We start from the raw sequence: 12,217 nt of genomic DNA, 5'->3' as shown, positions 1-12,217 counted from the left end.
ATGCACCTCGACGGCCAGGTGGTCGCATGGAACGAATACGGCTCGGGAACACCGTCTTCGAGGGACGGAACAACGCCTATTTCCTCCCCGGCGACCGGCCGACGCTCGTCGACGCCGGCGTGGCAACCGACTCGGTGCGGCGGGACCTCCGCGAGGGACTCGCGGCGGCCGGCCACGAGATCGCCGACCTCGAAGCCGTCGTCCTCACCCACTGGCACGCCGACCACGCCGGACTCGCGGCCGAACTACAGGCCGAAAGCGGCGCGCCGGTCTACGTCCACGCCGCCGACGCGGGCATCGTCGCGGGCGACCCCGACGCGATTGCGGCCGAGCGCTCGATTCGCGAGCGCCGCTTCGACGAGTGGCGCATCCCCGGCGAACCGCGCGCCGAAGTGACCGAATACCTCGACGGTCACGAGGAACTCCGCGGCGGTCGCGTCGACGTGACGCCCGTCGAGGACGGCGACCGCATCGCCGCCGGCGACGGCGAACTCGAAGTCGTCCACCTCCCCGGCCACGCCGCCGGACTGAGCGCCCTCGCGTTCGACGGCGAGCGCGGGGCGGGTCGCGAGGCGTTCGTCGGCGACGTCATCCTCCCGAAGTACACTCCGAACGTCGGCGGCGCTGACCTCCGGGTCGACCGCCCGCTCGAAACCTATCTCGACAGCCTCGCGCGCCTCGCGGCCCTCGACTTCGAGCGAGCGTGGCCCGGCCACCGCGACCCCATTTCCGACCCCGCCGGGCGGGCGCGCGTCATCGCCGAACACCACCGCGAGCGCACCGAGCGCGTCGTCTCCGTCCTCGGCGAACACGGCCCCACGGACGCGTGGACCGTGAGCGCGCACCTGTTCGGCGACCTCTCGGGCATCCACATCCTCCACGGCCCCGGCGAGGCGTTCGCCCACCTCGACCACCTCGTCGCCGAGGGCGTCGTCGCGGCCCCGGACGACGAGGGACGATACGAACTCCTCGATGCGAACCCCGATTTCGACGAACTGGTCGCGGTTCCCGAGACGAAACGTTAAAACGCCGCTGGAGGGAACGGAGAGCCATGGAACTGCGGGTCATCGACAAGACCGACGAGGAACTCCGCATCGAAATCGGCGGCGAGGACCACACCTTCATGAACGTCCTGAAGGGCGAACTCCTCCAGACCGACACCGTCACGGCGGCGACCTACGACGTGAACCCCGAGCAGTCCGGCGGACAGACGGACCCCGTCCTCTCTATCAAGACGGAGCCCGGGGTCGACCCCCTCGACGCGCTCGGGGAGGCCGCCCGCGGCGTCCAGCGCACCGCCGACGACTTCACCGACGCCTACCGCGCCGGTATCGACGCGTAATCTGCGGGTTCTCTTCTCGTTTCCGCGCGCCCGCGAGCGGCGCGTTTCTCCGTTACTCGCCCGCGCCAGCCGGTCCCTCGTAGTCCTTCTCGCCGGCCTCAACGCGGACTTCGAGCCAGTTTTCCATCGGGACGAGCGGGCACTCGTAGCGCGGCGAGTAGGCGCAAAACGGGTTGTACGCGTAGTTGAAATCGACCACCCACCGCCCGTCGTCGGTCCGGTCCGCGGCTTCGAGGTCGAGGTAGCGACCCGCTCCGTACGTCTCCTCGGTGTTCGTCTCGTCGCGGAACGGCACCCACAGGCGGTCCTCGTCGGGGTCGGCGCGGTAGGCGTCGAGCGCGCACGACTCGCCGTCGACCTCGAACTCGAAGTGACCCCACGCGAGGTACTCGCGCTCCCCGTCGGTCGAGGTGCCGATGGTGATGCGCTCCGGGTCGTCGTACGCGCGGAGTTCGAGTTCGAATCGGAGGTCCGCGGCCGGGTCGAAGTAGTCGAGACCGTCGAAGAACTCCCGCTGGTCCGGCGGAATCGGCGAGTTGCGGTCTGCGGCGAGATAGCGGTCCTTCTGTTCGCGGTGCGTGCGGAGGGCGTCGAGCCACGCGTCGTCTGTCATCTCGGGTGGAGATACGGCGTGCCGGCGGGTTAAGATTGGTTTCGACTGCGCGGGGGACGCACGACCGGCGGACGGCTCGGCGACGGGGCGCGAAAAGCGGGAGACAGAGCGGCGGAGAAGAACGGCTGTGAAGGCGCTGGGCTTACAGTCGAACCGGCACGTCGCGGTCGTCGAGGTACTCCTTGACGTCCCGAATCGTGTACTCGTCGAAGTGGAAGATAGAGGCGGCGAGACCGGCGTCCGCGCCGGCCTCGGTGAATACCTCGTACATGTCCTCGGGGCCGCCACAGCCGGACGACGCGATGACGGGCGTCGAGACGCTGTCGCAGACGGCCTTCGTCAGCGGGATGTCGTAGCCGTCTTTCGTCCCGTCGGCGTCGATGGAGTTGATGAACAGCTCGCCCGCGCCGCGGGATTCGGCCTCGCGGGCCCACTCGACCACGTCGACGCCGGTTCCCTCGCGGCCGCCCTTGACGGTGCACTCGAACCAGCAGGACTCGCCGTCGACCGCGGCGTAGTGCTCGCCCGCCTCGTCGTAGCGCCGGCGGGCGTCCACCGAGATGACGATACATTGGCTCCCGAAAGAGCGCGCGCCCTCCTCGATGAGGTCGGGGTTCTGGAGCGCCGCGGTGTTGATAGAGACCTTGTCCGCGCCGGCGCGGAGCGTCTCTTTGATGTCGTCGCGGGTGCGGATGCCGCCACCGACCGTCAGCGGGATGAACACCTCGTCTGCGACCTTCGAGACGGTGTCGAGCATCGTCTCGCGCCCCTCGGCGGAGGCGGTGATGTCGAGGAAGACGAACTCGTCCGCGCCCGCCTCGTTGTACAGTTTGGCCATCTCGACCGGGTCGCCCGTGTACTTCAGGTCCTCGAAGTTGACGCCGGTGTAGACGGCGGGGTTTCCGTCCTCGTCGAGGTCGACGTCGATACAGGGGATGATGCGCTTCGTGAGCATTCGCTACCGAATCGTTGGCGAAAGAGCCGTTTCACCGTTTCGACTACGGCAGGTGGTGGCCGAAGTCCGACCACCTCGCCGAGTCGCCCGGCGACGAGAGTCCCACCGATTCGGCCCCTCGCGCAGAGGGGGAGGGTTTGATGACTCGTCGGCGAGAATCCCGACGCAGGTCCCAGTTCGAACGATGCCCGATTCAGCCGAACTCCTCAGCCTGCACGTGGTCGTCGAGTTCGTGGTGATGGCCGCGATAGTGGCGCTTTTGGTCCCGCTCGACGCCGCGATTCCGTTCTTGCCGCTCGCGGTCGCGCTCGCGTTCCTCGTCGTGCTGTATCTGGCCCGGTCCTGACCCGTCCGGCGCGACGTTCCCCGGCGGCTGACCGCCGATTCGTCGTCCGCGCCGGCGATGCAGTCGTGGGGCTCGCGGACGACGGTTAGGTGCGTTTTTGTACCGCGAACCCGTCGCCCCGCGTATGAGCAACGACCACGACCACGGACACGACGACCACCACGAAGGCGAACAAGAAGGGCGCGTCACCTCCCCGATGCAGGACTTCTCGATGAGTCAGGTCACGACCGGACTCCTCGTCTTCGTCGTCGGCCTCGTCGTCACGTTCGGCATCCCGCTGGCGCTCGCGTAAGCGCGCCCAGACCATTCGAGACCGCTCGGAACCGGCAACCCGCGCGAACTTCCGCGTTCTCTCCCCTTTTGAGGCCGCCGCGGCTACGGCCGGTGTGAAATCTATCGCCGTCACCGAGTACGGGAGTTCCGACACCCTCGAACTGCGGGAGACCGAGACGCCGGAGCCGGGGCCGGGCGAGGTCCGCATCGCCGTCGAGGCCGCCGGCATCAACTTCGCCGACATCATGCAGCGGCGCGGGACCTACCGAGACGGTCCGGAACCGCCGTACACGCCGGGAATGGAGGCCGCCGGCACCATCGACGCGGTGGGCGAGGGCGTCGACCGCGAGGTCGGCGAGCGCGTCGTCGCCATGACCGGCGGCGGGGCGTACGCCGAGTACGTCACCACGCCGGCCCCGACGCTGTTCGACGTGCCCGAGTCGATGTCGTTCGCCGAGGCCGCCGGCTTCCCCGTCCAGTTCCTCACCGCCTACAACTGCCTCCACGGGTGGGGCGACCTCGCCGACGACGAGCGCGTGCTGATTCAGGCGGCCGCCGGCGGCGTCGGCACCGCGGCGGTCCAACTGGCCTCCCACGCCGGCGTCGAGACGTTCGGCACGGCCAGCACCGAGGAGAAACTCGACCTCGCGGCCGACCTCGGACTCGACCACGGCATCCAGTACACCGAGGCGGACTTCCGCGAGGTCGTCGCCGACGAGACCGACGGCGCGGGCGTCGACCTCGTCCTCGACGGCGTCGGCGGCGAGACGTTCGAGCGCAGTCTGGACGCCCTCGCCGACTTCGGCCGACTCGTCACCTACGGCGCGGCCTCCGGCGACGCGGCCGCGGCGGACCCGACGCGCCTGCTGTTCGAGAACAAATCCGTCATCGGCTTCCACCTCGGGAGCGCGATGCAACAGCGCCCCGAGTCGATTCTCGGCGCGGTGCCGGAGCTGTCCGAACTGCTCGCCGCGGGCGAACTCGACGTGGTCGTCGGCGAGACGTTCGACCTCGAAGACGCCGCGGCGGCCCACGAGTACATCGAAGCCAGAAAGAGTAGCGGGAAAGTCGTCCTCGAACCGTAGCGGGGGCGGTGCGACGCGGGACCGCGTTTTTGCAGTTCAGATTTCGGTTCAGTCGAGTTCGCGGGCGAGCACGTCGCGCAGGTCGGCGATGTCGCCCGCACCGTAGGCGACCTCGTCGCCGTCGACCGCGAGCGAGAGCGTCGCGTCGTCGGTCGTCGTCCCGAGTTCGACGACGGGCACGTCGCCCGCGAGGTCGCGCAGTGCGGCCTCGTCTGTCGTCTCGACGACGACGCGACCGGGCGTCTCCTCGAACAGCGAGACGGCGTCGGAGACGGACACGTCCGCGCCGACGTCGTCGGTGACCATCTCGGCCAGCGCGACCGCGAGGCCGCCGTGACTCACGTCGTGGACGGCGACCGTGGCGTCGTCGGCCGCGACGGCCCGAATCGTCTCGACCGCGGTCGCGGCGTCGGCGTCCTCCGGGAGCGCGGGGAACGCGTCGGAGCCGCCGAGGTGTTCGAGGACCGCCGAGCCGCCGAGCGCGCCGCCGTCGAAGCCGACGAGGAACAGGTCGCCCTCGCCCGAAAGCGAGAGGCCGGGCGAGGGGCCGTCGGCCTTGCCGACCATCGCCAGCGTCGGCGTCGGCGGAATCGGGCCGGAGACGGAGTCGTTGTACAGCGAGACGTTGCCGCCGACGACCGGGACCGAAAGCGCTCGGCACATGTCGGCGAGGCCATCGACGATGCCCTTGAAGCCGCCGTACACGTCGGGCTTCTCGGGGTTGCCGCCGTTGAGGCAGTCGACGGTCGCGAGGGGCGACGCTCCCTTCGCGGCGAGGTTGGTCGCGTTCTCGAAGGCGACCGCGCGCGCGCCGTCGTAGGGCGCGGCGGTCGTCCAGTTGGGGTCCGCGCCGCCGGTGAACGCGAGTTTCGTGTCGGCCTCGGGCACGTCGAGGAGCGCCGCGTCGTCGCCGGGCCGGCGGACGGTCCGCAGGCCGACCTCGTGGTCGTACTGGCGGTAGACCCAGCGCTTCGACGCCGTGTTGGGGTCGGCGACGACCGCCTCGAACGCGTCTTCGAGGTCGAACGCGGGCAGGTCGCGCGCCGCCGACTCGGGTTCGACCGAGTCGAGGTCGTTCATCGGCGCGCCCTCGGCGAGGAACTCCGGGGGCACGTCGACGACGGGTTCGCCGTCGAAGGTACAGACGTAGTTGCCCTCGGCGACCTCGCCGATGACGGCGCTCCCGAGGTCGAAGCGCGCGGCGAGTTCCCGCACGCGCTCGACGTTCTCGGGGGTCACCTCGTAGCACATGCGCTCTTGGGACTCCGAGAGGAGAATCTCGAAGGCGTTCATGTTCGGCTCGCGCTGGTGGACCTTTTCGAGGTCGATGTCCGCGCCGAAGCCGCCCTTGGCGACGAGTTCCGAGGACGCGCCGCCGAGGCCGGCGGCCCCGAGGTCGCGGGCGGACTCGACGAGAGCCTCGTCGATGAGCGCCTCGTTGCACTCGATGAGCAGTTTCTCCGTGTAGGGGTCGCCGACCTGCACCGCCGGGCGGTCTTCGGTCTCGGCGTCCTCCGCGAGGTCCTCGCTGGCGAAGGACGCGCCGCCGAGACCGTCGCGGCCGGTCGAACTGCCGACGAGGACGAGCTTGTTGCCCGCCGCCTGCGCCTCGGCCGTGACGAGGCGGTCGGCCGACAGGAGGCCGACGCAGGCGACGTTGACGAGGGGGTTGCCCTCGTAGTTCTCGTGGAAGGAGGCCGACCCGGTCACGGTGGGGACGCCGATGGCGTTGCCGTAGTCGGCGATGCCCTCGACGACGCCGTCGAGGAGGTACCGCGAGTGCTCGCGGTCGAAGTCGCCGAAGTAGAGGCAGTCGGCGAGCGCGATGGGGTACGCGCCCATCGAGAGGGTGTCGCGGACGATGCCGCCGACGCCCGTGGCCGCGCCGTCGTAGGGGTCGACGTAGGAGGGGTGGTTGTGGCTCTCGATACCGAGCGTGATGTAGGTGTCGTCGTCCAGAGCGACGACCGCCGCGTCGTCACCGGGGCCGATGACGACTTGGTCGCCCTCCGAGTCGAACGCCGACAGAAGCGGGCGAGACGACCGGTAGGCGCAGTGTTCGCTCCAGAGGTTCTCGAAGAGTATCTCCTCGGCCGGCGTCGGGTCTCGACCGAGCTCGGCGACGACGAGGTCGCGGTCCGCGTCGGAAAGCGTCATTCACTGGTATGGTCAGAACGCACATTGTAAACCCTTTCTATATGCACAAACGTGCTCAAAACATGGTCGAAGTCGCCGTCGCCGTCCGCATCCGACTCACGCGGGCGTGTACGGCGGCGACGGGGCGCTCCGATTCGCCAGCCGCCGACACCGTGCGTGAGGTCCACACGCCAATCACACCGGGACCGGGGCGCTTTTTTAGCCTCCATCGTTAGATGACGGTGTGTTATCGGTCGAGTTGCACTCGCACTCGTCTCTGTCTTACGACGGGCGAGACCCAATCGAGTACCTCCTCGAACAGGCGGTCGCGGTCGGCTTGGACGCCCTCGCCGTGACCGACCACGACGAGATAGACGCCAGCCTCGAAGCCGCGGAGCTCGCGGCCGACTACGGGCTGGTCGGCATCCCGGGGATGGAGGTCACCTGCGCCGCGGGCCACGTCCTCGCCTTGGGCGTCGAGGAGCTGATTCCCGCGGGGCTGTCGTACGATGAGACGCTCGACCGCATCCGCGACGCCGGCGGCATCGCCGTCATCCCGCACCCGTTTCAGAAGTCGCGTCACGGCGTCGCGCCGCACATCTCCAGCCCGCAACTCGCCAGCGCCGACGCCATCGAAATCTACAACTCGCGGCTCCTCACCGGCATCGCAAACCAGCGCGCCGAGCGGTTCGCCAAGCGCCGGAACCTCCCGATGACCGCCGGGAGCGACGCCCACATCGCGGAGATGGTCGGACAGGCCGTCACCGAGGTCGGCACCGACACCCGGAGCGCCGACGCCATCCTCTCGGCCGTCGCCGAGGGGAGAACCAGCGTCGTCGGCAACAAGACCCCGTGGCGCATCTCGTTCCGACAGGCCGCGGGCGGCGCGACCCGACGCCTGAAACACGCCCTGACGGACCTGTTCTGATGCGCGGCGCGTCCCCCCACCTCGTCCGGCAGGCCCTCGCCGAGCGCGACCCGCTTCCCGGAACCGCGGGCTTCGCGGGCGAACTCGACGGCCGACTCGTCCGCGACGTGCTCGGTCGCCAGCCGATTTTCTCCGAGCGCGCCGACCCCGCGACGTGGTCGTTCGACCACCGCGACCTCGACGACCCGGTCGCCGTCCCCGCGGGCCACGCCCGCGAGACGGCCGACGCGGCCGCCGGCGACGACGAACGCGTCTGGTCGCTTCCCGACCCGCCGGCCGCGACCGACCGCGACGCCGCGCTCGAACGCGTCCGCGAAGCCGTCTTCGATTCGGTCCAGTCGGTCGACGACGACGGCCTCGCCGTGGCCTTCTCCGGCGGCGTCGACTCCGCGGTCGTCGCGTCGGGCGTCCCCGACGCCCCGTGTTACGTCGCCGGCTTCGAGGGCTCTCACGACGTCGCCGCCGCCCGCGAGGCCGCCGCCGCGATGAACCGCGACCTCTCGGTGGTCGAACTCACCCACGAGGCGCTCGAACGCGCCGTCCCGGAAATCGTCGCCGCGCTCGGCCGGACGAACCCGATGGACGTGCAGATCGTCCTCCCCCTGTACCTGCTCGCCGAGCGAGTCGCCGAAGACGGCTACGACCGCCTCGCGGTCGGCCAGGGTGCTGACGAACTGTTCGGCGGCTACGCGAAAGTTCAGAAAGCGCCCGACGACCCCCGCGTCGAGGCCGAGACGGTCCGCGGGGCCGCCCGCGAGCTGATTCTCACGCTCCCCGACCAGCTCGAACGCGACCTGCTCGTCCTCCGCGCCGCCGGGGTCGAACCCGTCGCGCCGCTCCTCCACGACCGCGTGGTTGCGGCGGCGCTCCCGCTTCCCGGCGCGTTACTCGTCGACGGGGACCGGCGGAAGGTCGCGCTCAGGGAGGCCGCGAGCGGCGTGCTCCCCGAGTCGGTCGCCGAGGCGGACAAGAAGGCGGTCCAGTACGGGACCTACGCCTCGCGCGAACTCGACCGGCTCGCGCGGCGGGCGGGGTTCAAACGACGGATGGAGAACCACGTCGAGCAGTACGTCGAATCGCTCGTGGAGTAGGCCGGTTCCGTTCGGTTTCCGGCGTCAGTCCGACTCGACTCAGCGCTCCGTTTCGTCCCCGCACACGACCTCGATAGCCTCCAGCGCGAACTGCACGGTGTCGGGGTCGAGGTCGCTCTCGCGGAGGTCGGACTCGTCGTACCACGCCCAGACCTCGGGGTCGGCCTCGCCCGGCGCGGGGTCGATGTCGCGGGAGTCCACGCGGGCGTAGAAGACGTGGTCGATGTGCTGGTGACCGACCGAGCCGTCGCCGTGGACGTTGATGTCGTAGAGCATCTGCTGGCGGGGTTGCGGGAGCGTCTGGCCGGCGGGCGCGGGGACGGATTCGGTGTCGTCGACGAGTTCCGGGTCGAGACCCGTCTCCTCGCGGACCTCGCGGAGACCGGCCTCGTGGGGAAGTTCGTCGCGGTCGACGTGACCGCCCGGCGGGATGCGGATACCGAGGCGCTCGTGTCGGTGGAGGGCCACCGCGCCGTCGTTGACGATGTACACGGTCGAAGTGAAATGTCGCGTCGTCTCCATGGCTGTGGCTCCGGAGCGAGCGGCATGGCTGTTGCGGAACGAGGCGAGACGGAACGAAGCGGGACGAAACGGACGAACAGACCGGCCGAGTTAGGGCAGTTGAACCTGCTCTTCGGCTTCGAGCAGTTCGTGGTAGCGGTTGCGGATGGTGACCTCGGAGATGTTGGCGACCTCGGAGACCTCGTTTTGGGTCACCTTCTCGTTGGTGAGAAGCGAGGCCGCGTAGACGGCGGCGGCGGCGAGGCCGACCGGCGACTTACCGGAGTGGACACCCTGTTCTTTGGCGTTCTTCAAGAGCTGTCGGGCGCGCCGCTCGGACTCGTCGGAGAGACCGAGGTCGCTGGCGAACCGCGGGACGTACTGCTCGGGGTCTGCGGGCTTGATTTCGAGCTTCAGCTCGCGGACGACGTAGCGGTAGGTGCGGGCGATTTCGTCCTTCTCGACGCGCGAGACGCTCGTAATCTCGTCGAGCGAGCGAGGGGTGCCGGCCATGCGGGCGGCGGCGTACAGCGCCGACGTGGCGACGCCCTCGATGGAACGACCCGGGAGCAGGTCGTCGTCGAGCGCGCGACGATAGATGACCGACGCGGTCTCGCGGACGTTGTCCGGGAGGCCGAGCGCGGAGGCCATGCGGTCGACTTCGCCGAGTGCCTGCTTGAGGTTGCGCTCCTTGGAGTCGCGGGTGCGGAACCGCTCGTTCCACGTGCGAAGCCGTTGCATCTTCTCGCGCTGGCGGGACGACAGCGAGCGTCCGTAGGCGTCTTTGTTCTGCCAGCCGATGTTGGTCGACAGCCCCTTGTCGTGCATCATGTTCGTCGTGGGCGCGCCGACGCGGGACTTCTGGTCTTTCTCCGAGGAGTTGAACGCGCGCCACTCCGGGCCGTGGTCGATTTCGTTCTCCTCTACGACGAGGCCGCAGTCGTCGCAGACCGTCTCGCCGTGCTCGGTGTCGGAGACGAGGCTCTCGGAGCCGCATTCGGGACACGAGAGCGTCTGCTCCCGCTCGGTGTCGGTCTGCTCGGTATCGTTCGTATTCTCTTTGCGCACGCGCGCGTTGCCGGTCGTGAAACGTCGGACACTTTCTGTCATTTGTGTGCGAGAGAAGCAACTGGGAACGGTCGTTCTCCGTCTATTCGTATTGAGGCTCGTTACTTATATCTGACGGCGGCGGGAGGACGGAATGCGTCGGGTTCACACGGTCGGTCTCGGCCGCCTCGCCGGTGGTCTCGCCCGGCCGGGCTCGCGCCGGGGACCGGACGAAACGACCCACACCGAAACTCTTACTCCCGGTCTCCGTCACCTCCGATACATGAGCGATACGCCCGTCGACGCCGACGAGGTTCGACACGTCGCCGAGTTGGCGCGGGTCGACCTCGACGAGGACGAGGTCGAGGAGTTCGCGGCGCAGTTCGCGGACATCCTCGGCTACTTCGACGCCCTCGACGAGGTTCCCGAAGTCGACCGCGAAGACGAACTGGTGAACGTGATGCGCCCCGACGAGGTCCACGAAGGCCTCACCCAAGAGGAGGCGCTCTCGAACGCCGCAGAGACCGAAGACGGCTACTTCAAGGGCCCGCGGGTGTCGTAATGTCGCTGAACGCCTTCATCACGAAAGCGACGCTCGACGGCTCCGACGACGGCCCGCTCGCGGGCAAGACGGTCGCCGTCAAGGACAACATCTCTACGGAGGGAGTGCGGACGACCTGCGGGTCCGCGATGCTCGAAGACTACGTCCCGCCGTACGACGCGACCGTCGTCGAGCTCCTGAAGGACGCCGGCGCGACCATCGTCGGCAAGGCCAATATGGACGAGTTCGGCATGGGGACGACGACCGAGACCTCGGCGTTCGGGCCGACGAAGAACCCCGTCGACGAGTCCCGCGTCCCCGGCGGCTCCTCCGGCGGCTCCGCGGCCGCCGTCGCCGCCGGCGAGGCCGACCTCGCGCTCGGCACCGACACGGGCGGCTCCATCCGCTGTCCCGCCGCGTTCTGCGGCGTCGTCGGCATCAAGCCCACCTACGGCCTCGTCTCGCGCTACGGCCTCGTCGCCTACGCGAACTCCCTCGAACAGATCGGCCCAATCGCGCCGACCGTCGAGGACGCCGCCGCGCTCCTCGACGTCATCGCCGGCCCCGACGACCGCGACGGCACGACCCGCGACGCCGGTGCCGACTCGAACTACGCCGCGGCCGCCGACGGCGACGTCGAAGGGCTCACCATCGGCGTCCCGACCGAGTTCGTCGAGGGCGCGGACGACGGCGTCGAAGCGGCGTTCTGGGCCGCGCTCGACGAACTCGAAGCACAAGGCGCGGAGTACCGCGAGGTCAGCATGCCCTCCGTCGAGAAGGCCGTCGCCGCCTACTACGTCATCGCCATGTCCGAGGCGTCGTCGAACCTCGCTCGCTTCGACGGCGTCCGCTACGGTACGTCCGGCGGCGACGACGGCAACTGGAACGAGGCGTTCGCCCGCGCTCGCGAGGAGGGCTTCGGCTCCGAGGTCAAACGCCGCATCCTCCTCGGCACGTACGCGCTCTCCGCGGGCTACCACGACAAGTACTACGCGAAGGCACAGGACGCTCGCGCGTGGGTCAAACAGGACTTCGACGAGGCGTTCGAGGACGTCGACGTCGTCGCGTCGCCGACGATGCCCGTCCCGCCGTTCGAACTCGGCGAGAGCCTCGACGACCCGCTCCAGATGTACCTCGCCGACGCCAACACCGTCCCGGTGAACCTCGCGAACCTCCCCGCTATCTCGGTTCCGGCGGGCGAGACCGACGGCCTCCCAGTCGGCCTCCAGCTCATCGGCCCCAAGTTCGGCGAGGAGACCATCGTCCGCGCCGCGTCCGCGGTCGAGAACTGAGTCGGTCGCGGGGGTTTTCCGGGGGCTTAGTTCCGAAGCAGTAGGCTTTCTCTCCTGCAGTCCGTTC

The 12,217-nt window shown here is 69.3% G+C and carries 15 protein-coding genes; 10 read left to right on the top strand and 5 right to left on the bottom strand.

Annotated elements, in window-relative coordinates:
- Positions 1-26 precede the first annotated feature (26 nt).
- Positions 27-1,025: an MBL fold metallo-hydrolase gene (locus tag ACFQI8_RS04485; protein WP_390243058.1), complete on the top strand. Its 999-nt coding sequence runs from the start codon at positions 27-29 to the stop codon at positions 1,023-1,025.
- Between the two features lie 26 nt (positions 1,026-1,051).
- Positions 1,052-1,342, top strand: a complete 291-nt coding sequence (locus ACFQI8_RS04480; protein ID WP_390243057.1) for a DNA-directed RNA polymerase subunit L — start codon at positions 1,052-1,054, stop codon at positions 1,340-1,342.
- Between the two features lie 52 nt (positions 1,343-1,394).
- Here ACFQI8_RS04480 and ACFQI8_RS04475 read toward each other — a convergent pair whose 3' ends face one another.
- Positions 1,395-1,955 carry a DUF1684 domain-containing protein gene (locus ACFQI8_RS04475; RefSeq protein WP_390243056.1) on the bottom strand — a complete coding sequence of 187 codons (561 nt, stop codon included), beginning with the start codon at positions 1,953-1,955 and terminating at the stop codon, positions 1,395-1,397.
- Positions 1,956-2,097: 142 nt separating this feature from the next.
- Positions 2,098-2,910 carry an imidazole glycerol phosphate synthase subunit HisF gene (gene hisF, locus ACFQI8_RS04470; RefSeq protein ID WP_390243055.1) on the bottom strand — a complete coding sequence of 271 codons (813 nt, stop codon included), beginning with the start codon at positions 2,908-2,910 and terminating at the stop codon, positions 2,098-2,100.
- 184 nt (positions 2,911-3,094) lie between these two features.
- Between hisF and ACFQI8_RS04465 the strand changes: the two genes are divergently transcribed.
- The 3 genes from ACFQI8_RS04465 to ACFQI8_RS04455 all read left to right on the top strand — a co-directional run bounded on the left by ACFQI8_RS04465 (position 3,095) and on the right by ACFQI8_RS04455 (position 4,614).
- A complete protein-coding gene (locus ACFQI8_RS04465; protein ID WP_390243054.1) occupies positions 3,095-3,256 on the top strand; it encodes a hypothetical protein in 162 nt (53 codons plus the stop codon).
- A gap of 124 nt (positions 3,257-3,380) precedes the next feature.
- Positions 3,381-3,548 carry a DUF7550 family protein gene (locus ACFQI8_RS04460; protein WP_390243053.1) on the top strand — a complete coding sequence of 56 codons (168 nt, stop codon included), beginning with the start codon at positions 3,381-3,383 and terminating at the stop codon, positions 3,546-3,548.
- A gap of 94 nt (positions 3,549-3,642) precedes the next feature.
- A complete protein-coding gene (locus ACFQI8_RS04455) occupies positions 3,643-4,614 on the top strand; it encodes a quinone oxidoreductase family protein (RefSeq protein ID WP_390243052.1) in 972 nt (323 codons plus the stop codon).
- A gap of 48 nt (positions 4,615-4,662) precedes the next feature.
- Here ACFQI8_RS04455 and purL read toward each other — a convergent pair whose 3' ends face one another.
- Positions 4,663-6,771, bottom strand: a complete 2,109-nt coding sequence (purL, locus tag ACFQI8_RS04450) for a phosphoribosylformylglycinamidine synthase subunit PurL (protein ID WP_390243051.1) — start codon at positions 6,769-6,771, stop codon at positions 4,663-4,665.
- A 62-nt stretch (positions 6,772-6,833) separates the two neighbouring features.
- Here purL and ACFQI8_RS04445 point away from each other — a divergent pair, with 62 nt between their 5' ends.
- Genes ACFQI8_RS04445 through ACFQI8_RS04435 form a run of 3 tightly spaced genes read left to right on the top strand, consistent with a single transcriptional unit; the run spans position 6,834 to position 8,769 of the window.
- Positions 6,834-6,986 carry a hypothetical protein gene (locus ACFQI8_RS04445; protein WP_390243050.1) on the top strand — a complete coding sequence of 51 codons (153 nt, stop codon included), beginning with the start codon at positions 6,834-6,836 and terminating at the stop codon, positions 6,984-6,986.
- An 8-nt stretch (positions 6,987-6,994) separates the two neighbouring features.
- Entirely contained in the window at positions 6,995-7,678 is a 684-nt protein-coding gene (locus ACFQI8_RS04440) for a PHP domain-containing protein (RefSeq protein ID WP_390243049.1), read from the top strand.
- A complete protein-coding gene (locus ACFQI8_RS04435) occupies positions 7,678-8,769 on the top strand; it encodes an asparagine synthase C-terminal domain-containing protein (protein ID WP_390243048.1) in 1,092 nt (363 codons plus the stop codon). The genes ACFQI8_RS04440 and ACFQI8_RS04435 overlap by 1 nt, the downstream gene beginning before the upstream one ends.
- 39 nt (positions 8,770-8,808) lie before the next feature.
- On the opposite strand, the gene ACFQI8_RS04430 is transcribed toward ACFQI8_RS04435, so the two are convergent.
- Together ACFQI8_RS04430 and ACFQI8_RS04425 are read right to left on the bottom strand one after the other, a co-directional pair.
- Complete coding sequence (locus ACFQI8_RS04430) at positions 8,809-9,291, bottom strand: NUDIX hydrolase (RefSeq protein WP_390243047.1); 483 nt, start codon at positions 9,289-9,291, stop codon at positions 8,809-8,811.
- Positions 9,292-9,381: 90 nt separating this feature from the next.
- Positions 9,382-10,338 (bottom strand): transcription initiation factor IIB, encoded by a 957-nt coding sequence (locus ACFQI8_RS04425; protein ID WP_390243743.1) that lies wholly within the window; start codon positions 10,336-10,338, stop codon positions 9,382-9,384.
- A gap of 262 nt (positions 10,339-10,600) precedes the next feature.
- Between ACFQI8_RS04425 and gatC the strand changes: the two genes are divergently transcribed.
- Complete coding sequence (gene gatC, locus ACFQI8_RS04420; protein ID WP_390243046.1) at positions 10,601-10,879, top strand: Asp-tRNA(Asn)/Glu-tRNA(Gln) amidotransferase subunit GatC; 279 nt, start codon at positions 10,601-10,603, stop codon at positions 10,877-10,879.
- Positions 10,879-12,150: an Asp-tRNA(Asn)/Glu-tRNA(Gln) amidotransferase subunit GatA gene (gene gatA / locus ACFQI8_RS04415; protein WP_390243044.1), complete on the top strand. Its 1,272-nt coding sequence runs from the start codon at positions 10,879-10,881 to the stop codon at positions 12,148-12,150. The genes gatC and gatA overlap by 1 nt, the downstream gene beginning before the upstream one ends.
- The last annotated feature ends 67 nt before the right edge of the window (positions 12,151-12,217 follow it).

Source organism: Haloferax chudinovii, assembly GCF_042663345.1.
Taxonomy (GTDB): Archaea; Halobacteriota; Halobacteria; order Halobacteriales; family Haloferacaceae; genus Haloferax; species Haloferax chudinovii.
This window is presented reverse-complemented; position numbering and strand designations above follow the sequence as displayed.